Here is a 25980-nt window from a genome sequence, read left to right as displayed (position 1 = left end):
TGTCGGGCGTGGTGATCGGCCACGTTCGCACGGGTATCGCGATGAAGGCTTGCACGGTAAGGCGCGGTCGCGAGAGCGTGGAACGATCGCGATGAAGGCGCCCGACGATTCTGGGGCCAGTGGTGGTGGGCGGTCCGATGCCGCGGCAGTCGCCGCGGTGCTGGGCGGCGGTCCGGGTAGCGGGCGCGGTCGCCGGGTTCTGCGCTGGATACTGATTGTCCTCGCGCTGCTGGTCGTGGTCGTGGCCGGCTACGGCTGGTTCCTGCGTGGCCGCGAGGCGGCCCAGCCGCGCTACCAGACGGCGGAGGTCACCCGCGGCAACCTGGTGGTGACGGTCGCGGCCACTGGCAACCTGCAGCCGACCAACCAGGTGGACGTGGGCAGCGAACTGTCCGGCATCATGGAGTCGGTCAAGGTCGACGTGAACGACACGGTCAAGCGCGGTCAGGTGCTGGCCCAGCTCGACGTGTCGCGGCTCAGGGACCAGATCGCCAACGCCCGCGGTGCACTTGCCGCGGCCCGCGCCCAGGTGGCACAGGCCGTGGCCACGGTCATCGAGACGCGGCTGCAGCTGAGCCGGCTCCAACGCATGTTCGCCACCAGCGGCGGCACGGTGCCGGCCCAGGTGGACATCGACACCGCACGGGCGGCCCTGCAACGTGCCGAGGGTGCCGAGGCGAACGCGCGGGCGGCCGTGGTGCAGGCGCAGGCGTCCCTCAGCACCGGGGAAACCAATCTGGCCAAGGCGTCGATCCGCTCGCCGATCGACGGCGTGGTGCTCAGCCGTTCGATCGAGCCGGGGCAGACGGTGGCCGCCTCGCTGCAGGCGCCGGTGCTGTTCACCCTGGCCGAGGATCTGTCGAAGATGGAGCTGCAGGTGGACGTGGACGAGGCCGACGTGGGCCTGGTGCACGAGGGTCAACCGGCAACCTTCACCGTGGACGCCTACCCCGGTCGCGAATACCCGGCGCAGGTCCGCCGGGTGGGCTTCGGCTCGCAGACCAAGGACGGCGTGGTGTCTTACCTCACCGTGCTCACCGTGAACAACGACGACCTCAGCCTGCGCCCGGGCATGACCGCCACCGCCGCGATCGTGGTCAACGAGCGCCATCAGGTGCTGCTGGTGCCGAGTGCCGCGCTGCGCTTCACGCCGGCATCCACGACGTCCGGTCAGGCCTCGGGCAGCCTGGTCAGCCGGCTGATGCCGCGCCCGCCGCACGGCACGAGCCGCGCCCAGGGCACCGGCAACGGCAAGTCCCGCCAGGTGTGGGTGCTGCGCGATGGCGAGCCGCGGGCGGTGCCGGTCACGGTCGGCGCCAGCAATGGCCAGTTGACGGAGGTGACGGGAGGCGAGCTGCAGTCCGGCATGCGGGTGATCACCGAGAGCCTCGGTGGTGCCCAGTGAGCCAGGGCGATGGCGCCGCAGCGCCGCTGATCGAACTGGCCGGTGTAACCAAGACCTACGGTCAGGATGCGGTGGCGTTCCAGGCGCTGCGCGGCGTGAACCTGGTGGTGGAGGAGGGGGAGTTCGTGGCGATCATGGGGCCGAGCGGCTCGGGCAAGTCCACGGCCATGAACATCCTCGGTTGCCTCGACGTACCGACCACCGGCAGCTACCGCTTCCGCGGCACCGCGGTGGAACGGCTGTCACGCAACCAGCGGGCGTTGTTGCGCCGGCACTACCTGGGCTTCGTGTTCCAGGGCTACAACCTGCTCGGGCGCACCACGGCGCTGGAGAACGTGGAGCTGCCGTTGCTGTATCGCGGAGAGCCGCCGGCCGCGCGCCATGCCGCGGCGCGCGAAGCACTGGCGGCCGTGGGTCTGGCCGGTTGGGAACACCACGTGCCGGCCGCGCTGTCCGGTGGTCAGCAGCAGCGGGCCGCGATCGCCCGTGCCATCGTCACCCATCCCGCGGTGCTGCTCGCGGACGAGCCCACCGGCAATCTCGACACCCGGCGCAGCCGGGAGATCATGGACCTGATCGCCGCGCTCAATCGCGACCGCGGCATCACCGTGCTGATGGTGACGCACGAGCCGGACATGGCCGCCTATGCCCGGCGCGTGGTGCACTTCGTCGACGGCCAGGTGGAGAGCGACACGCGCCAGGCGGGGGTGGCCTGATGTTCTGGAACACGCTGCTGCTGGCGCTGAAGGAGATCCGCCGCAATCTCACGCGGAGCTTCCTGACCGTGCTCGGCATCCTGATCGGTGTGGCCGCGGTGATCACCATGGTCACGCTCGGCAACGGTGCCACCGCGTCGGTGTCCGCGCAGATCGCCAGCCTGGGCAGCAACCTCTTGATGGTGCGTCCCGGCCAGCGGCTGGGGCCGACCCGCGATACCGCCGGCGCGGCGGCCTTCCGCCTGGCCGATGCCAGTGCGATCCAGAGCCAGGTGAGCGGCCTGGCCGGCGTGGCGCCGGTGGTTTCGCGTACGGTGACCGTGGTGCACTTGGCCAGCAACTGGTCCACCAGCGTGGTGGGCACGACCAACGACTACTTCACCGCAGGCAACTGGAAGTTCGCCGCGGGGCGTCCCTTCCTGGACGCCGAGCTGCAGGCCGGCAAGGCGGTGTGCGTGCTGGGCGAAACCGCGCGCAACAAGCTGTTCGGCAGCGAGAATCCGGTGGGCGGTGCGATCCGCGTCAAGCAGTTTTCCTGCGAGGTGGTCGGCCTGCTCGCGGCGAAGGGCCAGTCGTCGATGGGACGCGACCAGGACGACACGGTAGTGATGCCGCTGCGCACGGTGCAGCGGCGGCTGGCCGGCAACCAGGACGTGGGCATGGTGCTGGTGTCGGTGCAGCCCGGTGTGCCGACCGCGCAGGCCAAGCAACGCATCGAGGCCCTGCTGCGCGAGCGCCGGCACATCGCGCTGGGTCAGGAGGACGATTTCAACGTGCTCGACACGCGCGAGATCGCCGACATGCTCTCCAGCACCACGCGCGTGCTTACCCTTCTGCTCGGCGCGGTGGCGGCGGTGAGCCTGCTGGTAGGCGGCGTGGGGATCATGAACATCATGCTGGTGTCGGTCACCGAGCGCACCCGCGAGATCGGCATTCGCCTGGCGGTGGGCGCGCTGGAACGCGAGGTGCTGCTGCAGTTCCTGATCGAGGCGGTGGTGCTGTCCTCGATCGGCGGACTGCTGGGCGTGCTGCTGGCGACGGTCGGCTCGATCGTGCTGGCGCGGGTGCTCGAGGTGCCCTATGTGTTCGGACCGTCGATCAACCTGCTGGCGTTCGCCTTCTCGGCCGTGATCGGGGTGGTGTTCGGCTATTTCCCGGCGCGCCGGGCGGCACGGCTGGACCCGATCGAGGCGCTGCGCCACGAATGACCGCAGCGAGGGGCGGGTGCGGGCGCCGGCCGGGCCGGCGATACTCTGGCCTTCTCCCGGCCACCGATGCAGGCATCCATGGGCAAGACCCGGCTCGAAGCATTCAGCGATGGCGTACTCGCCATCATCATCACCATCATGGTGCTGGAGATGAAGGTGCCGCACGGTGTGTCGCTGGGTGCACTGTGGCCGGTGCTGCCGGTGTTCCTGAGCTACGTGCTGAGCTTCGTGTACGTGGGCATCTACTGGAACAACCACCACCACACGCTGCACCTCGTGCGTAGCGTCAGCGGCGGCATCCTCTGGGCCAACCTGCATCTGCTGTTCTGGCTGTCGCTGCTGCCGTTCGCCACCGGCTGGATGGGCGAGAACCACTTCGCCGCCGTGCCTTCGGCGCTGTATGGCGTGGTGTTGCTGATGGCGGCCGTGGCGTACTGGATCCTGCAGCGGGCGATCATCAAGGTGCAGGGGCCGGGTTCTACCCTGGCGGGCGCGCTTGGCCGCGACTGGAAGGGCAAGCTGTCGCCGTTGATCTATGTCGCCGGTATCGTCTTCTCGGTCTGCGCACCGGGCCTTGGCATGGCGTTCTACGCCGGTGCGGCCCTGCTGTGGCTGGTGCCCGACCGGCGGATCGAGCGGGTGACGGTCCGGCCGACCGACTGAGCGGCGCGGCGGGTCGCCGCAGCGGCTCGCCGATTGACGTGCGTCATCGGCTGTCCGGGCGGAGGCGGCCAGGATGGACGGTATCCGATCGATGCATGGAGACTGTCATGTCGAGCAAGTCCTTCGTCGAGATCACCCAGGATCTCAACCGCGCCATCGCCACCATCCGCGCCGCCGCGCCGGACACGATGGGCGGCTTCTCCGCCATGGCCAGGGCCGCGCTCGAGCCGGGGGCGCTGTCGGCCATCGACAAGGAACTCATCGCGCTGGCCATTGGCGTGGCCGGGCATTGCGACGGCTGCATCGGCTTCCACGTGAAGGCGCTGGTACGCCTGGGCGTGGAGCGCGGGAAGTTCATGGAGACGCTCGCCGTGGCGGTCTACATGGGCGGCGGACCGTCGCTGATGTATGCAGCCGAGGCGGTGCGCGCGCTGGAGGAGTTCGGCGAGGCCTGCCAGCCCACCGCGAGCGAGGTCTAGCGAGGCCGGTGCCCGCTCAGTTCGTGGCCGGCATCGTGGGCGAAGCGCAGGTGCCAGACCGTCGAGCTGAGCGAGACCAGGGTCACCGCGACGAAGGCAAAAGAAAAGTCGCCGGCCTGCGGGTGCGCATGGCCGCGCACGCCCATCGCCAGTTTCAGCAGCAGCGCGCCGGCACAGACGCCGAACGAGAGCATCAACTGTTGCAGCGTGGTGTAAAGCGCGTTGGCCGCGCCCAGCCGTTCGCGTGGCACCCCCTCGTAGGCCACCGTGTTGTAGGCGGCGAACTGGAACGACATGAAGGCGCCGCAGCCCATCAACAGGCCGAACATCAGCGCGAACGGCCAGTCCGGCCGGAACAGCGCGCAGACCGCGTACCCGAGGCTGCTCAGCACGCCGTTGTAGAGCATGCCGTTGCGGAAACCGACCAGCTGCAGCAGGCGCGGGGTGAACGAGCGGGTGAGCAGCGCACCGAGCGCGGTGGCGAGCACCAGCTGGCCGCTGCGCACCGCGGAATAGCCGAAGCCGATCTGGAACATCAGCGGCAACAGGAACGGCTGCGCGCCCTGGGTGATGCGCATCAGCGAACCACCGATCACCGACAGACGGAACGAGTCGATGTGCATCAGCCCCAGGTCGAGCAGGGGGTTCGCCCGGTGCCGGGCGTGCCACAGATAACCCAGGCAGCCGGCCAGGCCGACCGCCAGCAGTATCGTCGCCATCGCCAGGTCGGCGCTCTGGCCGATCATCTCCAGTCCGAACAGCAGGCCGCCGAGTCCCGCACCGCAGAGCGCAAAGCCACCAAGGTCGAGCGGGCTGCGTCCGGCATGCGGCGCGATCGGCGGGATGAACCGCCGCACCAGCCAGACCCCGAGCAGGCCGATCGGCAGGTTGATGTAGAAGATCCAGCGCCAGCTCAGGTACGTCACGATCAGTCCGCCCAGCGGCGGCCCGGCGAGCGGCCCGAGGAACGCGGGCACCAGCGACCAGGACATCGCGGAAACCAGATGCTTGCGCGGTACCGCCGAGAGCAGGATCAGGCGGCCGATCGGCGCCATCATCGCGCCGCCGGCGCCCTGCAGCAGCCGGGCGCCGACCATCGCCGGCAGGCTGGGGGCCAGCGAGCAGGCGACCGAGCCCAGCAGGAACACGCCGATCGACGCGGCGAACACGCGGGTGGCGCCGAAACGGTCGGCGGCCTTGCCGCTGACCGGAATCAGGATCGCCAGGGCCAGCAGGTAGCTGGTCATCGCGATGCTCATGGCTGGCGCGCCGACGTGGAAGTCGCGCGCCATGGTGGGCAGCGCGGTGGCCAGCACCGTCGCGTCCAGCTGCTCCATGAAGATCGCGCAGGCGATGATCAGCGAGATGACGCGGTAGTCGGGAAACGCCGGCGTCCCGGTATCGGACGCAAGGGGGGCCGCGGTCGACTGGCTCACGGGTGGACTCGGTGCGGGCGTGGGAAGCCGGCAGCGGTCGTGGGGACGGCGGCTGCGGCGCCTGCGCCCGGGGAGCGGCGCGCCGCGGATTATAGAGGGCCGCCCGGTATCGACAACGAGACCTGGCGGCCGGGCATCGCGGGGATGCCCGGCCATCTGCCGGCGACGGTCAGTCGGCGTCGTCGGGGGGAACCGGGGGCGCCGGAGGCTGAGGCGGCGGTGGCGCGTCGAGCTGCGGCGGCTGCGGCGGGTGCGGAGCCATCGGCGGCGGAGGTGGCGGGGGCGGCGGCGGGAAGTCGCTCAGTGCCTTCCAGCGATCCATTGCGTTGTCGCCGACGATGCCGCGAAGCTTGTCGCAGGTGGCCTTGTCGTCCTGGTGACGCCGCTCGAACAACTGTTGCACCTGCCGGGCCTGGTCGGTGCTGATTCCGAGCGCCGCCTGCCAGCGGCTTTCACGGGTGAAGTCGGGAAACATCGGGTGCGGCATAGGCTTCCACTGCCGATCGAGGCAGCCGGGCGGCAGCGGCGGCAACGGCACGCCATCGACAGCCACCCGGGCGCGATCGACTTCGATTCGATGGGCGTTCTGGGCGAGCAGCGGCGTCTGGTCCATCGGTTTGCCGGCCTGTGCCGACGCGGTGCCGGCACAGGCGAGACCGGCGAGGACGACGATCAAGCGGGTTTTCATCAGGTGACCTCCTTGGAGTGGCCGGGTGATCCGACGGAAGTCACGATGGGCTGCAAGATCGCAGGCAATATGCAGGGAATGTGGAGGCGGCGGCATGGGGCGGCCGCTATGCTCGGCCGCCATGACACCGGCTTCTTCCCGACCCACCGGCTGGCGCCTGCGCGTGGCGCACAAGCTGTTCCTGTTGCTGGCGATGGCGATCGCGTTCTCGCTGCTGGCGATGGGCCTGCTGACCGTCCATCACCTGCGCAGCGGCTTCGTCGCGTATGTGAACGATGCGGACCTGGACCGTCTTGCCCCGCTGGTGCACACGTTGGCCCGGCGCGGTGATGCCGGGAGGGGGTTTGACGGTCTGCGCGATCCGCAGGTCTGGCATTCGGTGTTGCAACGCTCGCTTGTGCCGGATAGGCACCCGGTGGATGAGGGGGCGGGGCCGCGGTCTTCGCCGTTGGAGGCTGTAAGCGGCCACTTGGTTTGCAAAATCGGGACACTTGGTCTGCCAACTGGCGGGAGGCCAGTTTAAAGGGCCTTCAAAGGGTGGGAAACGGGGTCAGGTAGAGCGCCGGAACGCGGAGGGGCGCGGGAGGACAACCTGGGCGTCATGCGGGGTGGCCGGAAGGGGAACGGACCAGCGGGCGGCGAGCCGCCGGACTGGTCCAGTCCAGGAGGTAGCCTCAGCGGCGACGTGCTGCAGCAGGAGGCATACCTGGAGGCGGTCCACGCTGGGGGATGCCAGGACATCCAGCAGCGCCTCCAGCACCTCCCCGGACCTGGTGGCCACATGCACCACCGCGAGCTCCGGCCGTACGCCCTGCAGCCACTCAGACGGGGGATCAAGCTCCCCGACCCGCCAGGTATCCAGGTGCTGATTTCCTAGTGGCCCGACCAGCTTCTGATCGAGGGCGGCTGAGAACAGTCGCTGATGCAGGCGAGCCAGGCTTTGGCACGCCGCGAGGATGAGCTGGTGGTCGGTCTGCAGGTCCACCAGCTAAGTGTGCCAGTCAGAACAGGCCGGCGGGCTCCCGCTGGACATCCCAGCTGAAGATCAGCACTTCGCCGACCTCCTTGGCGCGATCGCCACCACCGACCGTGTAGGTATGTTCTGCACGCTCGATGTGGAAGGCAGAAAACAGCTCACGGATGGCGGGGTGGTCATTCAGCGTGAGAATCGCCCGGCCCTTGATGGTGCCGAGCGTACTGGCCAGCGCCTGGTACTCGGGCCATCCGAAGTCCACGCCGTAGCCTTCGGTTTCCCAGTAGGGCGGGTCCATGAAAAACAGGGTGTGCTGCCGGTCGTACTTGCCCACGCAGTCGCGCCACGGGAGGTGCTCGATGTAGGCGTTGGCCAGGCGCAGGTGGGCGGCGGATAGCGTCTCCTCCAGGCGCAGCAGATTCAGGCCTGGCGGCGCGGTGGTTGCGGTGCCGTAGGTCTGCCCTTCGATCTTGCCGCCGAAGGCACTCTGCTGCAGGTAGTAGAAGCGCGCCGCGCGCTGTATGTCGGTCAGAGTCTCCGGCCGAGTGACCTTCAACCATTCGAACACCTTGCGGCTGCTCACGACGCGATAGAGGTTGATCAGCTCGCCGTTGATGTCGTTGATCACTTCGACGTCGGTCGGCGGCTTCAGAAAGAACAGCGCCGCGCCACCGCAGAACGGCTCGACGTAGCAGGTATGCGTATTGTCAAAGAACTTGAAGATGCGATCGGCGAGGCGGCGCTTGCCGCCCAGCCAGGGAATGATCGGTAGGGCCATGAGGTCTCCACATTTGAGATTGCGTGCCCATAGCCTTTGTCGTGCCGGTACCGGCTAGGGGCCTCGCTTGATCCACATCCCACGTGGAGAGGGGTCGCGCTGCGCCAACAGCGCGACGCCCCGAACTTCAATCGAAGGTCAGCGAGCCACCTCCAGCGCGCTATCGGCTGGCTGCAGCATCCAGATGTCCTCGGGCGTGACCCTGCGGACCGAGGCGGTGCGAAACAGTGGATCGCCGCCCTGGGCGAATGACCAGGCGACCAGCTCAGAGCAGAACCAGCTGTCGTCCTGCTGCCATTCACGGTGCAAGCCAATGCCGAGGACGCCGGTGTAGTCGTAGGGCTTGCCCAGCTGGGTATGTGCCGCGGCGATGATCGCCGCCGGATCACGGCAAGGAAGCGCGCTCATGCACCATGACGGATCCTGTGCCTGGCGCTTAGCAAGCGGCGTGCGCACCACACCGTGGATAGCCACCGCCTCGATCACATAGTCGCCGTCGACCAGTGCAACGTGCGACCAGCGCGACCAACTGCCCGCACGGATCATCCAGCTGAGCGGGTTCGATCGATTCGTGCAGAAAAGCAGGTTGATCGCGCTCATGAATGCACCTAAGCCGAAATCGCCTGAAGATTTGCGATGGCGGTATCCGCAGCAGCGCTAGCGGATGCCTCGTCGGCCGCGTTCAGCACCGACTGCTTGCCAAGCAGGCGGGCCGAACGAATCGCCTGCAAAGCGCCCATCCACTGTTGCGCGGTGGCCAGGATGTCATCGCATGCCTGCTGGCCGGTCCAGCCCTTGGCTGTGGCCCAGCATTGGACCGTAGGAGGCACGGCCCCGGCATAGCCGGCGTCCTTGAAGGCGGTCGCCTCGGTCTGCGCTTGCTGGTATTCCGCGAGGCGCCCCGGGCTTGGCCCGCCGATGCTCATGTAAACAGTGTCCGCCACGGCATCGATTGCCTGGCAAAGCTGCGCCTGTACCTCGGGCAGCGTTTGGGCGGGCGCGGCAACAGCCACCGGAATACCGTCAGCACCTACCTCGATAGTGCCGTTGGCATACAACGCCGTCAGCAGCTGCTGATGCTGCTGTGGGGTGATCTGGATCGCACCAGCCGGCACCTTGCTGATTCCGGAGTCGTAGAAGGCACCGTCGGCGGGGTTGTAGTAGATCGTCATCTCAGTGTCCAAGAGCGATGTAGTTGAAGGTGATGCCAGCGCCAGATGCAGCGCCGCTGGTGGTTTTTGTCGTGTAGGTTCGCGTTGAGGCGGTAGAGCCCTGGCCACCGACAAGGTTGTTATCCGGTGGGATCACTGCATCAGCCAGCAGCGCCGTGGGGAAAGTGACCGGGAAGGTGACCACCTTCGTGGTTGTGCCATTGGTCGTGACGGTGCCCCACTGAACAATCAGGCCGCCCGGCAACTTCTGATAACCGGGATTCGCAAGGGTCTGATTGCTGCCAGTGAACTGCTGGCCAATGATCGCGATGATGGCTGCCAGCACCTGGGTGTTGTCGGCGTCGCTTGGCACAATCCCAGCCTCCGTCAATAGACCGATCAGCTCATCGGTTACGAGGTTGGCCCAGCTCGCCGAGTCTCGGCTGGCGGCAACGCCGCCGGCCGGGTTGCCATCGGTGAACTTGCCGCCAACCAGGCCGACGGTGGGATCGCTTGTGGGGTAGTCCATGATTCTGCCCTTACGTGTAGATGAAGTTGACGATGGTGTGCGCCGGTGCGTGCTGCCGCATCACGCATTCCAGGACGTCGTTTTGCCAGGTGGCGTAGGCCTCGCCATAGGCGGAGTTGCCGAAGCGGCGATAGACCACGCTGTTGAGTGGTGCGTGGACCTCCCAGACGAACTGCCAGTCGGTGCCGCCGTAGTAGTCGCCCAGGGCATCGCCATAGCGGCGCGCGTGGCGCTCGACGATGTTCACCGCGTAACCGAGTGACTCCGCGAGCGAGAGCAAGTACGGGATGGAAGGCCCGCTGTTCGAGGTCAGCCGCGCGATCAGCGCTGCACGGCGGGCGTCGACTGATTGACCGGCCGGCGTGCAGTTGTCCGGCAGATCAGCCATGCGCTCCCAGTCAGCCAGCAGCTCCGTGGTGCTCGCCGGCACGGACTCGTCGATCAGCACATCGCCGCGGCCGTCCACGCGTGCATATTCAGCGGCCAGCGCCTGCAGCAGCAGGGTGAGCTCGCCATCGCTACCGTCGTCCAGCGCACGACCGGGAGGCAGCAGCGCCCGCAGGTGCTCGGCGTACTGGTCAACCGTCAGGCCCACGTGATCACCCCGAGCGTGGTCATGGCACCGGTCGCCTCCACCACATTTGCCGCCGGCACCGTAAGCACGTGGTCGGTTTCACCCGCGGCGATGCTGATCGCCTCGTTGATGTGCGACAGCAGGATGGTGCCGCCTGGCGAGGCTTCGCGATTGATCAGGTCGGCAAGCTCGGCCGTCACGGCATCGCGAACCGCCACCGTGTCCGGCGTGAGCTGGATGGTCAGATCGAGCGGCGAAGCAGTGGGCGCAACCACAGTGACGTCAGCGGTGACCGGACGAACACTGTCGATGTAATCCTGCACGGCGGTCACGGTCGGCACATCGGGGATCAGGCCACCGGGTGCGTTGTCGGTCACGAACCGCACCGTGATGGTGCCGATGCCAAGCTCCTGCGGATAAACCCAAGCGCGGGTCACGCCGGACACCGACAGCGCCCACTCCAGGTAATCGCTGCTCGTGCCGCCCTTCGGCGGCTGCTGTATCCGCGTCAACAGGCGCGCGCGCCATGCCTCGAGGTCTTCCACATCAGCACCGCCACCGATGCCTGCCGCCGCCACGGTCGCGTTGGCGTTGATGCCGGCGATCGGGGCGACGAACGAGAGCGCGGTGTTGGCCACCGCATCGCCGGCCACGCCGGCCACCGTTGCGGTGACATTCGCCGTCGCTACCCCGCCCACAATGGTGGCATCGGCATCGGTTGTGTATTCGGTGCCGTCGCCACGGGTCAGCGAGGTACCTGCAGGCACTACGTCGCCTTCGTCACCGGCCACCTGGATCGGTCCGTTTGCCGCGACGGGCGCCTTGCGTGGCACTTTCCAGATCGCCGCGTGCCGGGCGAGCACGTCCTCATCGCAGGTGTCCACCAGGATCTGCTTGGCGATCCACTCCTGGTGACCATAGAGGCCGTGCACCGCGCCGGCTTGGGCACGGCCGAGAATGGTGGTCATGGCACGACGCAGGCGGGCGCCCGTGCCCGGCAACCGCGAGGCAATGTCGGTGGCGATCCGGTCGATCAGGGTCGCGAGACTGGGGCGGTTAAACGACATCAGACAGCGCTCCACACGTACTGGTATTGGCGGTTGAAAGGCGGTTGATTCGGGCGTGTGATGGCGACCGAAAGGCCGACCACGCCCTGGGCGATCAGCTCGGCCTGCGCGACCACCGAGGAGGCCACGCCATCGTCGACCAGCCAGGCCAGCGCCTGCTCCGCGTATTCACGGACGCGGACCAGCAGCTGCGGCACGGTCTTCTCGCGGCTCAGCAGCCAGAACTTGGAGCCGACCTGGTCGCCCTGGTCGTCGGCGAAGCTGTCGCCCCACCAGCCGCGCGGATCATCGTCGATCGACACGCCGTCGTCGGCGTCGGCCCGGCGGTCCAGGAACAGGCTCAGCAGCACGGCGGTCTCCAGGCCATCGTCGGTGACCAGGTCGGCATCGCCCACCGCGATATCGCCGTGGCTCACGTTCCACTGAATGGCGATATCGGTCATGCCGCCGCCCTCGAGGTCAGCGTGATGCCGTTCGCACTCACCTCAGTGGTCGCCGTCAGGCTGTCGCAGGTGATTTCCTCGGCCACGGTCAGCTTGTGCGTGCAGTGCACCTCGGGCGTGTCGAGGGTGACCTTGGTGGTGGCCGCCACATTCACCATCGGCGCACTGACGTCGAGCTCGGCGCCCGCGGTCACCGCGATGATGCGGCCGCGCTTGAGCACGATGCTGTCGCCCTCGTCCGTGTAGAGCGCCACCTCGCCCGAATGCAGGTTCTTGAGCCGGTACCGGCCGTCGTCGACGGCGATCGCCACCAGGTGCGATCGCACACCCGCGATCGACGCGAGGATCGCCTCCGCGCCGCTCAGCGGCACGCTGGTGTAGCCGTACTCCTGGAAGCGCTGCACGTTGGCGGTTTCGCCATCCAGCACCGTCACCTGAAGGCCCTGCACCATAAGCGTGTCGTTGACCAGGCGCACGACGCCGCGACCGATGGCCATGCGGATGCGGCGCGCCAGTGCGTGAAGTGCCCGAGTACTCAAAACAGGCCCTCGTTGGGTGCTGGCTGCGGGATCTTGATCGGGTCGTAGGCATGCCGACCGACGACGGTCAGCTCGGTTCGCTCGCCCTGCTCGTCGAGCGTGAAGTCCACCTGCGAAATGAGCCGCTGCTCATTGACGCCCAGGTAGCTGTCCACCACCTGCACCAGGGTGTTCGGCTGCCATAGGGCGCCGTTGGCCCGCCAGCCATTGACGGTGTAGACCACCAGGCTGCCGCGCGCCGCAGAGACCGTGCGCTGCCACTCCGCGCGGGTCTTGCACGTTCCGGCGTTCGCCTGGTCCTCGGCGAGGATGATGGTCGGCCGGTAGCGACCCACGGCAGAATCCAGCGCGCGCCCGCTCGGCTGGGCAGCTGTCGCCCCGAACAGTAGGTCGTTGCCGGCTTGCTGGGCCTTCACGATGTACTCGGCGAACCGCTGCTGCAGGCTGGAGTGCCCGCGCGCCTGCAGAATGTTGTCGCCCAGCTTGAGCGTGGCCGGCGCCTTGTCGCTTCCCGGCTGGGTGATCACCAGGTTACCCAGGCCATCGGAGAGCAGCAGCACGCCGCGATAACGCGCGGCGCGGTCCAGGCTCTCCATCACCGTCTCGCCCGGCTCGATGCGCCACTCGGCGAACGGCGCACCCACGTCGGTGTGCACCACTACCGGGACCTTGAATGGCTTGGCCAGGTCGGTGGCGATCTGCGCCAACGTGCGACCCTTGTAGACGCCTGCCGTGCAGATGGCCGCGCAATCGACCAGGTCGCCGGTCGCATCCCGCCCGCTGATGCTCAAGGTATGGCTGGCGGCGTCGTAGTTCGGCGCGACCACGTCCACCCAGCCCGTGATCACGGTGGTGCCGTCGATCGATACAGTGGCCTTCTGGCCAGGCCGGATCGGGCGCGGCTTGGTGAGCCCGTCGAAACGCTCGGTCACGCTCAGCTCAAAGCCGCCGGCCACCTGCTCGATGCCGCGGCTGATCCGCAGCGAGGTCCAGCCGCCGTAGCGCTGCCCGTCGATCGCCAGCAGGAGGTTACTCACTCAGCACCTCCAGCGCTGCACCGCCCTGGGCAAAGCCCGGGTAGACCAGGTCGTTGCGCGCAACGATCTCCGCATCGCGCGTGGCGTCGTCATAGAGCCGATAGGCAAGCACGATGCTGGGCAGCGTGCGCGCCGGCACGAACGTCACCAGCGCCGGCAATGCAGCCACCCGGGTGTTGATGTCACGAACGGTGGCGGCGCGCAGATCCATCAGCACCGGATAGAGCTGGTCATCCGCGGTGAGGCTGAGCGTGTCGATAGCGGCGGTGATCTCGTCGCGCACGGCAGTGGCGGTGCCGATGTCGGCATATCCGTCCACGGCAACACTGACGGTGGTCTGCAGGCCGGTGGTGGTGGAGCTGCTCGCGCTTCCGTCTGCGGCATTGACGATCTGCACCCGGGTTTCACCCTGTGCCGGTACCGCCGCCGCCCACGAAGCCGCCTGCGCGATCGCCACGCCCTGGACCAGGCCCACCACCGCCGCATGGTTGCTGGCTTGCTGGGTGCGAGCCGGCGTCGTACTGGCGATCGGCGCGGCATCGGAGCCGAAGTCGAACAGCGAGGTGTACAGCCCGAGCGCATCGAGCGGCTGCTGCACGATCGTTCCCAGCCCGACCACCAGGCTGACGATGCCGGCGCCGAGGTTGAACGGGTCGCGGATCAGGCTGCTGAGCTCGTTGGAGAAGCCCTGCAGCTGCGCGTTGAACGCCGTCACCGCAGACGGGATGCCCGGGATGCGATCGCGCAGGCTGGCCAGCATGCCAGTCAGACCGCCGAGGTCACTGGTGGTGGAGTCCACTACCCACTGCGGCATCCCGTCCTGGCTGTACTGGTTGGCGAAGCTATGCGCCAGCTGGTCGTTGGTGCTGGACGCCTGCGACTGCAGCTGCGCCGCCGTGTCGTCGGTGTTGGCCGGCTCCTGCTTGTCGCCGGCCTCGGCGAACGGGATGCGGAAGCGGGCCATGCCTCCTTCGCGGGTGCTTTCGGACACCTCGGCACCATCGAGCACCACCACGCGCAGCGTGCCGCGGTAGGGGTGCACCAGCGTGCCAGGCCCGGCAGCTTCGAGCGCCGTGACCAGGCGATCGCGCTGGGCCATGTAGTCCGAGCCGAGGACAAAGCAGTCGATCGAGAACTGGCGGGCGCGACGGCCCAGATCCTCGCTCCACGGCGTGTCGCGAAGCGGATATTCGTGCAGCGCGATGCGCCGGCCGACCTGCGTCTGCGCGTCGTGGATCAGGAAGGGCACGCCACGGAACGATCCGGGCTGCAGCTCATCACGCCAGGACATTTGCTACGCTCCCGGCTCCAACGGACAAGGGGTAACGATCATGCGCGCCACGTGGATACTGGCTGGGCTGGCCCTTTCGGGTGCTGCGCAAGCGGCTCACCCGCCGCTGTTCAAGCCGGATGCTCCATCGAGTTGGAGCTGGAATCAGAAACAGCTGGCCGATAGAGCGCTCGATGCGCTGTTCCAGGCATGTCCGGCGATGAACAGCTGGCTGCCCGATATAAAGGGCGCATCCATGCACGTGGATGACCTGCAAAGCCCGATTAACGCGATGGAGGCGCCGATGTTCGCGCCCTACGGCTGGAACAAGGCGCTGGTGGTCTCCGTGTATACGGTGGCTGCGCCGAAGTGGCCAGCCTTCGCTCCTTACGTCGACCGAAACGGCGTCAGCATGGACTTCTATCTCGGGGGTGGTATGCATCCCGGCATCTTTATGCCCACCAGCTTCTACCCGGCAGCAGCCTGCGGGGCTAAAGATCGACGGGACGTACGCGTGCAGAACGATCCCTCGCATGACATGAAGGAAGACCCGGACAGCTTCGTGCCGGTACCAGCCCTGAAACTGCTGGACGCGATCTAGCATCACGGAACGCCCATCATCGAGCCGACATCGAGCGGCACGTTGGGGTTCTTGCTGGTGACCTTGCCCACGCGGGCGCGACCGTCCTGGCTGATCTTGATCTCTACCGAACCACCCACCTGCGTGGTGGCCGGCTGCGCGGCCTGCTGGGCCACCCACTTCTTCCAGTCGTCGATCGGACGCGAGTTCTCCCACCAGTGGTACGCCTGCTTGTGCTGGCCGTACCAGGTGCCATAGGGCGTCTGCGCCTCGACGGCGCGTCGAGCGGCGACCTCGACCGCACTCAGGTGGCGCTTTTCGTCCGACGGCTGCAGGGCGTCGTAGCGGCCGCCCTTCTTCCAGCGCTCATAGTCGGCATCGTCCTGGGCCGCCATCGTCTGCTGAGGCAGATCCTCGGCGATCTTCTTGAACACATAGATGCCACCGGCACCTGCCGCCACGGGGGCGGCAACGGCCAGCAGGCCGCGCAGCGTGGCACCGGCACCGCCGGCCGCGACCTGCTTGGCGGCGGCTTTCTCGGCGCTCTCGGCTGCCTTGCCAGCTGCACCCGGGACACCACTCGACAGGCTGGCCGGGAAGTTGGTCACATAGACCGGCTGCACGCCGGTGGCGGCCTCCACGGCCTTGCCTTCGGCGATGCCTGCGGCCAGTCCGGCCTTGCCCTTGAGGAATGCGCGCAGCGACAACCCTCCACGCGCGAGCCGGTAGCCGCCATAAAGCGCTGCAGCGCCAATCGCACTACCAGCCGTGATCGAGACCCCGTTCGCCAGGCCCTTGTGATGGCTAGCGATGTCGCCGATCGCGCCATCCAGCTTGTTGGCCAGCTTGATGGCCTCGGTCATCTTGCCGAGCATCGGATCAAAAAGGGTTGCAAGCGTGGTCTTGTTGGTCGAGGACAGCTCTGCCACGTTCATCAGCAAGCCTTCCTCACGCGTAGCAACCTGCTGCGAGAGAGACGCTTGCTGATCCAGCGATGCCTTGATCTCGTCGTAGCTCTTCACGCCCGGAAGGCTCGGCGCGAGCAGCTGCGTGATGGCCTTGCCGCCGGTCTGGCCAAACACCTCGCCGAGCATCGCGTTGCGTTGCTCTTGCGTCTGGGTGGCCATCTTCTTTTTCAGCTCATCGAGCGAGGCGTCCAGGCCGATGAACTTGCCGCCCTTGTAGAAATCGAGGCCCCATTCCTTGCGCCACTTCTGGCCGCGGTGCGAGCCGCCGGTCATCACCGCCAACGCCGCGCCGAGGTCTGAGCCGGCCTCCTCGCCCAGCGGCGAGAGCGCCTTGAGCGCGATCACCGTGGACCTGAGGTCCATGTTGCCGAGCATGTGTGCCCGGGCGCCGACCTGGTCCAGGTTGTGGAACAGCTGCGTCAGGCCGCCGGATGCCAGGATACTGCCCCGCGCGATGAGGTCAGTGGCTGGCCCATACTCTTCGGGGCGGAGCTGGAAGCTGTGGCCGACATTCGCGATGTTCGCCGCCGTCTCTGCCGGATCCACATGGCGAATCTCTGCGAGTGCCTCGACAGCGAACGCCGCCCCCTTGTCGCCGCCCAAGATGGCCTTTAGCGGCAAGCCGCCCTGATACAGCTGGGTCTGGACATCCATGACCTCCTTGGCGCTGTACTGCATGTGTTTCGCGACGGAGATGGCGTTCTGGTTGGCACGCTCCATCTGATCGGCCAGCTTGGCCGCATTCGGATGCGCGCCTGCCAGAATGCCTTTGAGCGCGAGCGACGATTCTTGAAGCTCGGCAGCGGCAGCGATAGCTGGCTTGAGCTTCGCTGCGATATAGCTGCCGACCGCAAGCGATTTCAGTCCGGCCGAAGTGTGCCGGATCATGTTGTCGTAGTCGCGCTGCACCGACTTCGCCGCGGTACCGCTGCCGGCGATCTCAGAGCGGAAGCGCCGTAGCACCCCACTGAAGAGGTCCACGGCGCTGATCCGCATGGCGAGTTTTAGCGTGTCGCTCATGGGTCAATCGGTGTCCGGGTCGTCTGTGTTTGTCAGTGCGCGCACGTAGTGGTCGAACTGGCTGCGCGGCAGCGTGGTGATCTCCCGGTGGCTCCAGCCGGTGCGAGTGCCGAGCAGCAGCACCTGGTCGTGGTATTCCTTCAGCCGCCGGGTTCGCTTTTTCCCAGCGCTTCAACCTTGTCCTGTTCGTCGAAGAGCTGTCGCACGTCGTCCTTGTGCAGCTTCCTGAGCCACTTCAGGTCGAACGGTCCACTCAGCTCGCCGAGCTTCACGATCTGCCGAGCAAGCAGTGCACCGTTGTAGGACAGGCGCCGATGCGCGGGTGCATCGTCCTCGGCATCGAACATGTCATCCGTATTCGAATCGCGGAGCTCGTAGTCCTTGTAGACCTGGTCGCCCACCTTCAGGCCGTGCTTCAGGGTTCCGGTGATCTTGGCCATCAGACCGGCTCCGCCTTGGCCGCAACGAATTTCAGCGGCGTCTTGCCGCCGCTGGTCGCCGCGCCGGGCTCGACCGGCGACTCCAGCCAGGCGTGCGGCAGCACGTAGGTCTGGCCGGTGTCGCACTGGAACATCATCGTCACGTCGGCCATGTTGTTGATGGCGTCCAGGTCGGTGTCGGCGTTGATGAACACGTTCATCTCGACGCTGGCCTCGACCGCCTCCTCGGCGTAGCCATGCACCTCGTTGCCCTTGACCACGTTGCGCTTCACGCCACCGGTCATGAGCTTGCTGGCGTCGTCGGTGAGCAGCGTCTGCCCGTCGACCTTCACCGTTGCCTTGCCAAACATCTTTGCCATTGCGGGTTACCTCAGAGGATGAACTGGATCTGCTCGGCGAAGATGCGGAGCTGGTTGACCAGGTTCGGGCTGGACAGCACGTCGACGCGGTTCGGGTCGTTGGCGTTGATCTGCACGACCAGGTCGGCCTTGAACTGCGCCAGGTCTTCGATGATCCCGGCGTCGAGCAGCTCGCTGCCCAGGCCCACCAGCTCGGCACGGATCACGCTGGGCGTCACGATGGCCTGGCCGGGCGCCACCTTCACCGTGTCGCCGGCCAGCTTGTGCCGCGGGTACTTGCTGGTGATGCGCGCCCGGGTGGCGTAGCGGATGTAGCTCATCGTCGCGATGGTGTTGACGTCCAGGTAGCTGGTGTCGGCGATGTCCGAGGCGTTCTTCTGGTACATCGTGATCTGGCGCTCGATCAGCACGTTGCCGCCTGCGTCCACCTTGTGGGTGGCGATGCCGCTGTGCAGCTGCAGGTTGCGCTCGTCGAACGTGAACTGGTCGGCCTGGGCCGGCGGCAGGATGCCGGTCAGAGGCAGCGTCTGCAGCGGCCGCACCGGATCGTTCGCCAGGTTGAATGCCGCCACCGCCGCGATCACTGCCGCCCACAGGTAGGGTGGCTGCGGCGCGATCGACGTGCCCATGCACGACACCAGCGCCGAGTTGCGGCCGGTGCCGAACGTATCGGTGGCGGCGGCCGTGCCGCGGAACGCTGCATAGGCCACGCCGTCGATCTGGCGGATACCGCCGAAGCGGTCCAGCAGCTCCGCCTCGAGCAGCGTCAGGTTGGCCGCGTCGGTGTACGGCATGACGATCGCCTGATACCAGGCATCGCCCATTGCCGCGATCGCTGCCGACACGTCGGGGTTGGTGGTGCCCCCGTTCATGGCGACGATCGCCACCTGCAGACCGGCCGGGGTCAGCTCGCCGGTGTAGTAGTTCAGGCGCACGTCCAGGTCATTGCCCGTCTCGCCCTTGTGGACAGCGGTCAGGGTCACGACGCCGGCCGCGTTCTCCGCCGTCACCGGCAGCTGGGTGTTGGCAGCGATCGCCGCCACCACCGCGGTGGCCACGACGGTCGGGTCATCGCCGATCGCCACCGCCACGGGCACCTTGGTGCCGGCGATGTACAGGTTGAGCGTGCCGGCCTGCGTGGCGGCGCCGGTAAAGGTGAGCGTGCCGGTGGCCTTGACGCCCGCGGCAGCGTCGTCGAGCGCGATCGCCACCACCCGGGTGTAGTTGTTGGCCTTCTTCAGCGCCGCCAGCATGGAGGCGAGCATCGAGCCGCGGCCGAAGTACTGCTCGGCCTGGGCGGCGCCGAAGATCTCCACCGGCACGCCGGCCTGGACGGTACCTGCAGCGAGGCGCTGGCCGATCGCCAGGATGGTGTAGCTGTCCTGGGCGAGCCCGGCGGTGGCGCGGTTGTTGTTGAACTCGACGTAGGCGAGCGGGACGCGGACGTCACTCGGGATGGTGTCGAAGTTGATCACTTGGAGTCACCTTTCGCTGCGGTGGAAGCCGCGCTCGCGGCCTTGGGCGGCTTGCCCTGGATGACATCGCCATCACGCAGGCGGCGCAGCCAGTAAGAGGTAGCCGGCTTGCTCTCGCCGGACTCGGCCAGCGGCTTGCCGGTCTTCGGATCGCGGACCGTCACGCCGGCTTTGGGGGTCAGATAAAGGTCGTTGGAAAGGCTCACGGCGCGCTCCTACTGCGGCAGGGTGTCGGTTTCGGTGATGTCGATCTGCCCATCGGCAGGCGCGACGTCGATGTCCTGGTGGAAGGTTTCGAACAGGCCGAGCGCGTCGAGCGCCGCCTGGTCGAGCACCGGGTTGCTGATGGTCTGCTCGAAGCTGATCCCCCACAGCGCCACGCCGAGGTTGTCGATGCGATCGGAGTACAGGTTGCTGGCGTCGATCGATACCGGGGCGCTCGTGTCATCGCGGCCCCAGGTGTTGCCGCTGATCAGCAGCTGCAGCTTCTCCACCAGTGCGATCGCGCCGGCATCACGCGCCAGCTGGGGTATGTCGCGGGTGACCACGAATACGGCCCATCCCGCCGGAATCCGCGGCATGGCCTCGGTGGCATCGTTCAGCGGCGCGCGCAGCAAGGCGACCAGAACGGCCGGAGCACGCGTGGCGAAGCGCTTGAGCTCCTCGACGCTGTCGAAGCGGCCGCGGTGGGCCTCCACCATCGTGCTGGCCGGCAGTGCGGCTTTGATCGTATCGACGATTGCGGTGCGGACATCGAGCAGGCTCACTGCAGGCCCCCGGTGAGCTGCTGGTTGATCCAGTCGTTGGCGATCTCGCGCAGGTCCTGCTTGTTCTCGGACGAGAGCCCCGCGAACTGACGCGCCGGAATCTTGCCGCGGCCCTTGTTCTGCGTGCGCGCATAGATCAGGTTGGAGCCGACGTCGACCTCCTTGCCGTCGAGCGAAAGCAAGTGTGTGATGCTGTCCCACAGATGGCGTTCGGAGAACAGCAAGCTCTGGCCAGCAGTGCGGGTCTTCTTGTAGCGGTTGGACCAAGGAGCCCATGCCACGCCCTGGGGCGTGGTCTTCTCGAACTCGATGCGGCGCTTCCACTGCGACGCCACCTCGGCACCTACGCCATCCATCAGCTCGCGCGTGTCCATGTGCGACAGCAGGTCCACCCGCCGCTGTAGGGCGGCGAAGTTGGCGATGTCCCAGTGGAAACCGACGCCGCTCATAGCACCCGCGTCTGGTTGCGACCGAACGCGCGCGGCGGGCTCACCACGGTGGCGTTCTGCCCGGCGGTGGCCGGCGGCGGTGCCAGGCCCAGCTGCTGCACCCCGGTGGCGATGTTCTTCAGCGCCTTGATGGTGTCGTTGTACCGGTTGCGCATTTCCTCGGTCGGCAGTGCCGCCAAGCTGTACACCGCCAGGTCCACCGCGTACTTCACCAGGAGCGGCGGCACCGTGGCCAGCGGCAGCTGGTACCGCTCGGCCAGGTGCGAGTTGATCACGTCGTCCGCGTCCGTCAGCGCCAGCAGCACGGCATCGGTGTCGACCACGCCGTCACCATCGCGGTCGGCGATGGTCAGCAGCAGGTCGCTGCCGTAGCGGGTGTCGATGTCGGACTGCTGGGCGTAGGTCATCGCGGCCGGGCCTTACTCGGCGGCGTCGGCGGCGGGCGCGGTGATCGGGGTCACCACCGGCGTGGCCGGCTTATCGGCCGGCGCGGCCACGGTCACCTTGGCTTCGGTCACCACCAGGTTGGGCTCGGCCTTCAGGGCGGCGACCTGGTCGGCCGAAAGCAGCGACGGATCCAGATGCGTGGCCTCGTTGGTGAACGCCAGGCCGATGCGGCGGAAGGTCTTGGCGACCGACTTCACCACCAGCGCCTTGATCGTCTTCACTTCGGCCTTCGCGGCCTGGGCGGCCTTCTGCGCGGCCGGGGGAGTGTTGGTTGCCATCAGGCATGTCCTCTGCGGTGTTTAAAGATCCGGCGGCCAGGCTCACCTGGCCGCCGGCCTACAGGGCGGTGTCGCCCGCTGGGGTGGCCCTACGGGGCCGCGTATTCAATCCGGGGATCAGGCCGAGCCGTCCGACCCGTAGCTCATCTGCCAGAAGCTGTAGCCGCCGGCCGCGCGGGCCTCGGCGCCGTACTTGTACTCACCCCGCGAGAACACGTCGTCGGCCTCGGGGTTGATCTGCTGCACGAACACCGGTGCCTTGCGCTGCTGGTAGATGTAGGGCTTCACCGGGCGGTCGGTGCAATGCAGGAACCACGCGGTGGCGCTGCTCAGACGCGGATTGACCAGGACGGTGGCCGTGCCCTTGAACGGGTTGGGACCGTTGTCGTCCAGCTTCGGGGCTTCGCAGATGATGCGGGCGACCGCCTCCAGCGCTGGGGGCACTTCCAGCACGTTGGGCACCAGGCCCAGCTTGCGACCCTCGTTGTCGGTCATGTTCATGATCGCGGTGCGCGCAGCGCCGTAGCTGGCGGTGGCTGCCGCCCGGGTGGAGCTGTCGAGCTTGGCGGTGCCCTTGTTGCTCACGCTGACCGTGTTGCCGTTGCCATCACCCACCGGGTGGTCGGTGTCGTAGAAGTACTGGCCGTCGTAGCACTTGTTGACGAAGGCGTTGTTCTTCAGGTCCGACACGATCTCGTCGGGCAGCGTCTTGGCGCTGTAGCCGGCGTCCTGGGCCATCGGTGCGTAGATGCCGAGGTTGTCGTCCTCGATGTCGTTGCGGCGCACGCCGACGGTGGCCTCCCAATCATCGTTCACCACGGTGTACTGGTTGGCGGTCAGCGCGCGGATCACCTTGTCGCCGATCCACTTGCGCATCTTCGGGAAGCGGTCGAGCCAGTCGTAGTTGTTCTGGCTGCTGCCCGAGGGGACCAGCATGGCGGTCTTGTCCCACTGGGTGGGCGCGGCATCGAACGCCTTGTTGAAGGTCGTCTTCAGGTTGATGAAGACTAGCGAGAGGTTTTCTTTGTTGACGAGCATCGGTGCGGTTCCTTATTCGACCCAGACGCCGCCGGCATCGACACCGATCACGGTGCCAGCCAGGGACTGCGTGTTGCCGCCTGCGTTGGTCTTGGACACGGTCTCGTCGTCCACGATGTAGCAGGGCTTGCCCAGGCTGGCCTGGGTGACCAGGTCGCCCGCGGCGTTCTTCCAGTAGAAGGCGCTGCCGCGGCGTACCCGCACGGTCGCAGCGCCGTCGGCGCCGGCGGTGTTGTCGACGTACTCCTCGGCGCGGCCGAGGTACGTCAGGGTGGTGGCGGTCGAGCCGGGGGCCACGTAGCCGGTGGCGTTGGCCACCACCAGGGCACCGGCGAAGATCTTGGCGCCAGCGGCGACGGGTAGCACGACGAGCTTGCCGTCGGTGGCCAGGGTGTTGCGGTCTGCTGCGAGCATCAGGCTTTCTCCTCCTGGCCGTACTTCTTGATGTCCTCGGCGCTGTTGCCGAACATCGCGGCCATCGTCTTGGCCGCGGCGTTCATGGCCCGCTCACCGCCGCCCGGCTGCTTGCCGTCCAGGTTGGTGGTATCGGCCACCACCGGCGCGGCCTCCACGAACGCCTTGAAGCGCTCCAGGCCACCCTCGGCCGCGCAGCTGGCCTTGTGGTACTCGACGGTGGCCGGCGTGATCTTTCCGGCCTTCACGGCAGCCTCGACGGCGGCGTCGATCTCCGCGGCCTTGGTGGCCTTGGCGTGGTCGGCCAGCCGGGCTTCGGCGTTGGTCGCCCGCTGCTGGGCGGCGTCGTAGTCGGCGCGCGGCACGAACTTCTCCAGCGACGGCGTATCCACCGAGCGCTGCAGCGCGTTGATCGCGGTCACGGCCTGTTCGGCCGTGGCCTTCTCGGGCAAGCCGAGGGCCTTGCGGATAGCTTCATCCACGGGGGGAGTCTCCTGGGAGTCGTTGGCGCGGTTCAGCGCTATGGGGAAATTCGGCTCGTTGGTGAGCGCGGCGCTGGTCAGCACCTTGATCTCACGCGTGGTGCCGTCGTACTTGAACACCGGCGACAGGAAGCGGTACTCCTTGCCGCCCACCGCCTGCTGGCCTTTCGCGTTCCAGGCGATCAGGCCCCACACGGCGCCCTGGCGTACTTCCAGCTTCTCGATCCAGCCGGTGGCCGGCGATGCGCCGCCCTGGGGCGCCTGCAGCTCGCTGGCGTGGTTGATGTCCACGGCAAGCGGGCGCTGGTAGGCATCCACCACGCCCTGCGGGTTGGACATGCGCCACCAGCGGCCGTCGATGCCCTGGACGCGGCCCTGGGCGTTGGGAGCGGGAATCAGCTCACGCCATTGCGGCGTGGTGAGGTCGGCCGCCGCATCGGCATCGCCGAGGGCGAAGCACAACGCCGAGCGCTCGGCGGATCCATCGGCGGCGCACAGGGCGACCGCCAGCACGGGCGTGCCGGTCAGAGCATCATGGGGGGAAACCTCGTGGCGGGGACTCATCTGCATGGGGCCATGTTGCCCACGCGATCCGCGCCGAATCAGGCTGAAGCGCTTCAGTCAGAGGTGAGCGCCAGCGATGGGGTCCAGCATGCCCCTCGGGGTGCCTGAGTGGCAAGCCCGGCCCCACCCGGGAGGCAAAGGGGCCTTTGAGGGCGTTTAAAATCCTTTGAAGCCGGCCACGCGGGGGCGGGTCCGTAGGCCAGCCGCACCCAGGGGGCTCCTAGGCGCTTACAGGGCCTGTCTGGGCGGAGGGGGTTTCGGGGGTATACTGGCCCCGCTGTGGCCGCGACGACTGGAAAATCGCCGTGCCAGTGGTTGCTTCCGAGCGCCCATGTGGGAGACCGGCTTCGCCGGAAGGCGTCCCACCGCGGCTACAGTGCCTCTCCCTCATCCAGGCGCACCATCCCGGGCTGCTCCAGATTCGCCCGCACCACGATGGCGCCGCTGCGCACCGCATTGATGGTCGCCCCGTCCTTCGCAAAGTCGATCCGCACGGCCAGCCGGCCGTACTCGCGGTCGGTGCGGATCACCGGCTCGAACACGTACAGCAGCGCCGGGTGGCGGCCCGAGGCGTCCCAGATCACCGCGCGCGGGTTGGCCAGGTAGCGCACCAGGTTGCGCACCTGGCCCATCGTCATGGCCTTGTGCCCCTTGCGGGCCTCGGCCATCAGGTGGGTGACCTCGCGCTGCTCGATGGTCAGCCCGGCAGTGGTGGCCTGCACGCCCACCTTCTGCTTCAGCGCCTGCACCAGCTGCGGCGTCAGCGCGCCGATGGTGCGCCGGCCGCCCACGCGGTCGAGCTCGCCGCTGGCGATCGCGTCCACCCACTCCTTGTAGGCACTGTCGAGGTCGTCGACGATCGTCGGCAGCACCTGCTGCAGCGCCTCGGCGCCGGCCAGCGCAGGCGCCCGGTTCACCGATCGCATGAACTCCCGGGCCAACTGCTGGCGGCGGGCGGCCTGCCCCGGGTTGGTGTCCCAGCCCGGGTCGATGCCCTCGACCACGTGCTCGATCTCGCCCGTGCGGCGGTTCACCCACTTGCGCCACTTCAGCACCGGCGCGTCGATCTTCACCGGCACCAGGCGCTGCTCGCGGTGGCCGGTGGGCAGGCCCTGGTCGTCGAGGATCTGCGGCGCAAGCGGATCCTGATAGCCCTTGTCGCGCAGGCGGCCGTATTCCACCTTGCTCACCTGGCGCACCCCGCACTTGCAGCCGTAGCCGTTGGGCGGCATGGCATAGCGCCAGAACTCGTCCTCGATCGGCAGCAGCGTGCCTGACCAGTCCACGTGCTGCGGCCGGTGGTGCGCGCTGGGGCCGAGGGTGTAGAGCAGGTAGGGGTGCGTGGCCTTGGTGCGCTGGATCCGCTCCCACTGGCCGGCAGCCCGCGCGCTGCGCAGGTTGGCCTCGTAGATGGTGCGCAGCCGGCGCGGCGAGCCGAGCTGCACCAGGCCCTTGCGGCCAGTGAGCGGATCCACCGCCTCCTGCATGCCCCACCAGCCGCGGCGCTGCAGCTCGGGCGTCACCTGCTTGGACCAGGCGCGCAGCGTGGTGCCCTTCTTGAGCGCCTCGCTCAGCGAATCGCGCATGTCGCTGAGCATGTCCAGCTCGGTCATCTTGGCGACCGTGAACGCGCCGGCATGCTCCTCGCGCCACACGTCCCGGTAATCGAAGCCGGGCTTGATGCGCTTGGCCTGCAGGTAGTCGATCGCCTCCTGGGGCAGTGGCCCTGCGGTGCGCGGCACG

Annotated in this window: 32 protein-coding genes; 7 read left to right on the top strand and 25 right to left on the bottom strand. The window is 67.6% G+C overall.

Annotated features, from left to right (window positions below; all coding sequences use genetic code 11):
- Positions 1-91: 91 nt before the first annotated feature.
- The 5 genes from NC595_RS15285 to NC595_RS15265 all read left to right on the top strand — a co-directional run bounded on the left by NC595_RS15285 (position 92) and on the right by NC595_RS15265 (position 4471).
- A complete protein-coding gene (locus tag NC595_RS15285) occupies positions 92-1405 on the top strand; it encodes an efflux RND transporter periplasmic adaptor subunit (RefSeq protein ID WP_253567886.1) in 1314 nt (437 codons plus the stop codon).
- Positions 1402-2121 carry an ABC transporter ATP-binding protein gene (locus NC595_RS15280; protein ID WP_253567884.1) on the top strand — a complete coding sequence of 240 codons (720 nt, stop codon included), beginning with the start codon at positions 1402-1404 and terminating at the stop codon, positions 2119-2121. Before NC595_RS15285 ends, NC595_RS15280 begins: the two co-directional genes overlap by 4 nt.
- A complete protein-coding gene (locus NC595_RS15275; RefSeq protein ID WP_253567883.1) occupies positions 2121-3329 on the top strand; it encodes an ABC transporter permease in 1209 nt (402 codons plus the stop codon). Before NC595_RS15280 ends, NC595_RS15275 begins: the two co-directional genes overlap by 1 nt.
- Before the next feature lie 78 nt (positions 3330-3407).
- Positions 3408-3992, top strand: coding sequence for a TMEM175 family protein (locus NC595_RS15270; RefSeq protein ID WP_253567881.1), 585 nt, complete (start codon positions 3408-3410; stop codon positions 3990-3992).
- 107 nt (positions 3993-4099) lie between these two features.
- Complete coding sequence (locus tag NC595_RS15265) at positions 4100-4471, top strand: carboxymuconolactone decarboxylase family protein (RefSeq protein ID WP_253567879.1); 372 nt, start codon at positions 4100-4102, stop codon at positions 4469-4471.
- Here the strand turns inward: NC595_RS15265 and NC595_RS15260 are convergent.
- On the bottom strand, positions 4468-5907 hold the full coding sequence (locus tag NC595_RS15260) for an MFS transporter (protein ID WP_253567877.1): 1440 nt from the start codon (positions 5905-5907) through the stop codon (positions 4468-4470). The two genes, NC595_RS15265 and NC595_RS15260, sit on opposite strands and share 4 nt — an antisense overlap.
- Positions 5908-6076: 169 nt before the next feature.
- Complete coding sequence (locus NC595_RS15255; RefSeq protein ID WP_253567875.1) at positions 6077-6595, bottom strand: hypothetical protein; 519 nt, start codon at positions 6593-6595, stop codon at positions 6077-6079.
- Between the two features lie 163 nt (positions 6596-6758).
- Here NC595_RS15255 and NC595_RS15250 point away from each other — a divergent pair, with 163 nt between their 5' ends.
- Positions 6759-7118 (top strand): hypothetical protein, encoded by a 360-nt coding sequence (locus NC595_RS15250; RefSeq protein WP_253567872.1) that lies wholly within the window; start codon positions 6759-6761, stop codon positions 7116-7118.
- A 478-nt stretch (positions 7119-7596) separates the two neighbouring features.
- On the opposite strand, the gene NC595_RS15245 is transcribed toward NC595_RS15250, so the two are convergent.
- From NC595_RS15245 to NC595_RS15200, 10 genes are all read right to left on the bottom strand, one after another.
- Positions 7597-8346, bottom strand: a complete 750-nt coding sequence (locus tag NC595_RS15245) for a DNA adenine methylase (protein ID WP_253567870.1) — start codon at positions 8344-8346, stop codon at positions 7597-7599.
- Positions 8347-8484: 138 nt separating this feature from the next.
- Positions 8485-8946 (bottom strand): C40 family peptidase, encoded by a 462-nt coding sequence (locus NC595_RS15240; protein ID WP_253567868.1) that lies wholly within the window; start codon positions 8944-8946, stop codon positions 8485-8487.
- A gap of 8 nt (positions 8947-8954) precedes the next feature.
- Entirely contained in the window at positions 8955-9518 is a 564-nt protein-coding gene (locus tag NC595_RS15235) for a hypothetical protein (RefSeq protein WP_253567866.1), read from the bottom strand.
- Position 9519: 1 nt separating this feature from the next.
- Positions 9520-10026, bottom strand: coding sequence for a gp53-like domain-containing protein (locus NC595_RS15230; protein WP_253567864.1), 507 nt, complete (start codon positions 10024-10026; stop codon positions 9520-9522).
- Between the two features lie 10 nt (positions 10027-10036).
- The gene (locus NC595_RS15225; RefSeq protein WP_253567862.1) at positions 10037-10621 is read right to left on the bottom strand and encodes a YmfQ family protein; all 585 of its coding nucleotides are present in this window, start codon (positions 10619-10621) and stop codon (positions 10037-10039) included.
- Positions 10612-11667 carry a baseplate J/gp47 family protein gene (locus tag NC595_RS15220; RefSeq protein ID WP_253567860.1) on the bottom strand — a complete coding sequence of 352 codons (1056 nt, stop codon included), beginning with the start codon at positions 11665-11667 and terminating at the stop codon, positions 10612-10614. Before NC595_RS15220 ends, NC595_RS15225 begins: the two co-directional genes overlap by 10 nt.
- A complete protein-coding gene (locus NC595_RS15215; protein ID WP_253567859.1) occupies positions 11667-12110 on the bottom strand; it encodes a phage GP46 family protein in 444 nt (147 codons plus the stop codon). Before NC595_RS15215 ends, NC595_RS15220 begins: the two co-directional genes overlap by 1 nt.
- The gene (locus NC595_RS15210) at positions 12107-12649 is read right to left on the bottom strand and encodes a phage baseplate assembly protein V (RefSeq protein WP_253567858.1); all 543 of its coding nucleotides are present in this window, start codon (positions 12647-12649) and stop codon (positions 12107-12109) included. The genes NC595_RS15215 and NC595_RS15210 overlap by 4 nt, the downstream gene beginning before the upstream one ends.
- Entirely contained in the window at positions 12646-13686 is a 1041-nt protein-coding gene (locus NC595_RS15205) for a phage baseplate assembly protein (protein ID WP_253567857.1), read from the bottom strand. Before NC595_RS15205 ends, NC595_RS15210 begins: the two co-directional genes overlap by 4 nt.
- Positions 13679-14977 carry a DNA circularization protein gene (locus NC595_RS15200; RefSeq protein WP_253567856.1) on the bottom strand — a complete coding sequence of 433 codons (1299 nt, stop codon included), beginning with the start codon at positions 14975-14977 and terminating at the stop codon, positions 13679-13681. Before NC595_RS15200 ends, NC595_RS15205 begins: the two co-directional genes overlap by 8 nt.
- 40 nt (positions 14978-15017) lie before the next feature.
- On the opposite strand from NC595_RS15200, the gene NC595_RS15195 reads away from it, so the two are divergent.
- The gene (locus NC595_RS15195; RefSeq protein ID WP_253567855.1) at positions 15018-15557 is read left to right on the top strand and encodes a hypothetical protein; all 540 of its coding nucleotides are present in this window, start codon (positions 15018-15020) and stop codon (positions 15555-15557) included.
- A 2-nt stretch (positions 15558-15559) separates the two neighbouring features.
- Here NC595_RS15195 and NC595_RS15190 read toward each other — a convergent pair whose 3' ends face one another.
- The 13 genes from NC595_RS15190 to NC595_RS15130 all read right to left on the bottom strand — a co-directional run bounded on the left by NC595_RS15190 (position 15560) and on the right by NC595_RS15130 (position 25979).
- Positions 15560-17524 carry a phage tail tape measure protein gene (locus NC595_RS15190; RefSeq protein WP_253567854.1) on the bottom strand — a complete coding sequence of 655 codons (1965 nt, stop codon included), beginning with the start codon at positions 17522-17524 and terminating at the stop codon, positions 15560-15562.
- Between the two features lie 140 nt (positions 17525-17664).
- A complete protein-coding gene (locus NC595_RS15185) occupies positions 17665-17964 on the bottom strand; it encodes a phage tail assembly protein (RefSeq protein ID WP_253567853.1) in 300 nt (99 codons plus the stop codon).
- Positions 17964-18323 (bottom strand): phage tail tube protein, encoded by a 360-nt coding sequence (locus NC595_RS15180; RefSeq protein WP_253567852.1) that lies wholly within the window; start codon positions 18321-18323, stop codon positions 17964-17966. The genes NC595_RS15185 and NC595_RS15180 overlap by 1 nt, the downstream gene beginning before the upstream one ends.
- A gap of 11 nt (positions 18324-18334) precedes the next feature.
- Positions 18335-19798, bottom strand: a complete 1464-nt coding sequence (locus NC595_RS20505; RefSeq protein WP_253567850.1) for a phage tail sheath subtilisin-like domain-containing protein — start codon at positions 19796-19798, stop codon at positions 18335-18337.
- Positions 19795-20004: a DUF2635 domain-containing protein gene (locus NC595_RS15170; RefSeq protein ID WP_253567849.1), complete on the bottom strand. Its 210-nt coding sequence runs from the start codon at positions 20002-20004 to the stop codon at positions 19795-19797. Before NC595_RS15170 ends, NC595_RS20505 begins: the two co-directional genes overlap by 4 nt.
- Before the next feature lie 9 nt (positions 20005-20013).
- Complete coding sequence (locus NC595_RS15165; RefSeq protein WP_253567847.1) at positions 20014-20565, bottom strand: DUF1834 family protein; 552 nt, start codon at positions 20563-20565, stop codon at positions 20014-20016.
- Positions 20562-21014 carry a phage virion morphogenesis protein gene (locus tag NC595_RS15160; protein ID WP_253567846.1) on the bottom strand — a complete coding sequence of 151 codons (453 nt, stop codon included), beginning with the start codon at positions 21012-21014 and terminating at the stop codon, positions 20562-20564. The genes NC595_RS15165 and NC595_RS15160 overlap by 4 nt, the downstream gene beginning before the upstream one ends.
- A complete protein-coding gene (locus NC595_RS15155) occupies positions 21011-21421 on the bottom strand; it encodes a gp436 family protein (protein ID WP_253567845.1) in 411 nt (136 codons plus the stop codon). Before NC595_RS15155 ends, NC595_RS15160 begins: the two co-directional genes overlap by 4 nt.
- Before the next feature lie 12 nt (positions 21422-21433).
- Entirely contained in the window at positions 21434-21739 is a 306-nt protein-coding gene (locus NC595_RS15150; RefSeq protein WP_253567844.1) for an HI1506-related protein, read from the bottom strand.
- A 117-nt stretch (positions 21740-21856) separates the two neighbouring features.
- On the bottom strand, positions 21857-22777 hold the full coding sequence (locus NC595_RS15145; RefSeq protein ID WP_253567843.1) for a Mu-like prophage major head subunit gpT family protein: 921 nt from the start codon (positions 22775-22777) through the stop codon (positions 21857-21859).
- 12 nt (positions 22778-22789) lie between these two features.
- Positions 22790-23191, bottom strand: coding sequence for a hypothetical protein (locus tag NC595_RS15140; RefSeq protein WP_253567842.1), 402 nt, complete (start codon positions 23189-23191; stop codon positions 22790-22792).
- Entirely contained in the window at positions 23191-24243 is a 1053-nt protein-coding gene (locus NC595_RS15135) for a phage protease (protein WP_253567841.1), read from the bottom strand. The genes NC595_RS15140 and NC595_RS15135 overlap by 1 nt, the downstream gene beginning before the upstream one ends.
- A 365-nt stretch (positions 24244-24608) precedes the next feature.
- Positions 24609-25979 (bottom strand): phage head morphogenesis protein, encoded by a 1371-nt coding sequence (locus tag NC595_RS15130; RefSeq protein WP_253567832.1) that lies wholly within the window; start codon positions 25977-25979, stop codon positions 24609-24611.
- Between the last annotated feature and the right edge of the window lies 1 nt (position 25980).

This window comes from Dyella lutea (assembly GCF_024158035.1).
Classification (GTDB): Bacteria; Pseudomonadota; Gammaproteobacteria; order Xanthomonadales; family Rhodanobacteraceae; genus Dyella_A; species Dyella_A lutea.
This window is presented reverse-complemented; position numbering and strand designations above follow the sequence as displayed.

Coding starts and splice junctions, on each gene's coding strand:
- NC595_RS15265 (WP_253567879.1), top strand. CDS start 4,100: ATGTCGAGCAAGTCCTTCGTCGAGATCACCCAGGATCTCAACCGCGCC.
- NC595_RS15145 (WP_253567843.1), bottom strand. CDS start 22,777: ATGCTCGTCAACAAAGAAAACCTCTCGCTAGTCTTCATCAACCTGAAG.
- NC595_RS15150 (WP_253567844.1), bottom strand. CDS start 21,739: ATGGCAACCAACACTCCCCCGGCCGCGCAGAAGGCCGCCCAGGCCGCG.
- NC595_RS15155 (WP_253567845.1), bottom strand. CDS start 21,421: ATGACCTACGCCCAGCAGTCCGACATCGACACCCGCTACGGCAGCGAC.
- NC595_RS15180 (WP_253567852.1), bottom strand. CDS start 18,323: ATGGCAAAGATGTTTGGCAAGGCAACGGTGAAGGTCGACGGGCAGACG.
- NC595_RS15230 (WP_253567864.1), bottom strand. CDS start 10,026: ATGGACTACCCCACAAGCGATCCCACCGTCGGCCTGGTTGGCGGCAAG.
- NC595_RS15245 (WP_253567870.1), bottom strand. CDS start 8,346: ATGGCCCTACCGATCATTCCCTGGCTGGGCGGCAAGCGCCGCCTCGCC.
- NC595_RS15220 (WP_253567860.1), bottom strand. CDS start 11,667: ATGTCGTTTAACCGCCCCAGTCTCGCGACCCTGATCGACCGGATCGCC.
- NC595_RS15275 (WP_253567883.1), top strand. CDS start 2,121: ATGTTCTGGAACACGCTGCTGCTGGCGCTGAAGGAGATCCGCCGCAAT.
- NC595_RS15235 (WP_253567866.1), bottom strand. CDS start 9,518: ATGACGATCTACTACAACCCCGCCGACGGTGCCTTCTACGACTCCGGA.
- NC595_RS15215 (WP_253567859.1), bottom strand. CDS start 12,110: ATGACCGATATCGCCATTCAGTGGAACGTGAGCCACGGCGATATCGCG.
- NC595_RS15185 (WP_253567853.1), bottom strand. CDS start 17,964: ATGGCCAAGATCACCGGAACCCTGAAGCACGGCCTGAAGGTGGGCGAC.
- NC595_RS15200 (WP_253567856.1), bottom strand. CDS start 14,977: ATGTCCTGGCGTGATGAGCTGCAGCCCGGATCGTTCCGTGGCGTGCCC.
- NC595_RS15135 (WP_253567841.1), bottom strand. CDS start 24,243: ATGCAGATGAGTCCCCGCCACGAGGTTTCCCCCCATGATGCTCTGACC.
- NC595_RS15140 (WP_253567842.1), bottom strand. CDS start 23,191: ATGCTCGCAGCAGACCGCAACACCCTGGCCACCGACGGCAAGCTCGTC.
- NC595_RS15285 (WP_253567886.1), top strand. CDS start 92: ATGAAGGCGCCCGACGATTCTGGGGCCAGTGGTGGTGGGCGGTCCGAT.
- NC595_RS15270 (WP_253567881.1), top strand. CDS start 3,408: ATGGGCAAGACCCGGCTCGAAGCATTCAGCGATGGCGTACTCGCCATC.
- NC595_RS15190 (WP_253567854.1), bottom strand. CDS start 17,524: ATGAGCGACACGCTAAAACTCGCCATGCGGATCAGCGCCGTGGACCTC.
- NC595_RS15255 (WP_253567875.1), bottom strand. CDS start 6,595: ATGAAAACCCGCTTGATCGTCGTCCTCGCCGGTCTCGCCTGTGCCGGC.
- NC595_RS15160 (WP_253567846.1), bottom strand. CDS start 21,014: ATGAGCGGCGTCGGTTTCCACTGGGACATCGCCAACTTCGCCGCCCTA.
- NC595_RS15240 (WP_253567868.1), bottom strand. CDS start 8,946: ATGAGCGCGATCAACCTGCTTTTCTGCACGAATCGATCGAACCCGCTC.
- NC595_RS15195 (WP_253567855.1), top strand. CDS start 15,018: ATGCGCGCCACGTGGATACTGGCTGGGCTGGCCCTTTCGGGTGCTGCG.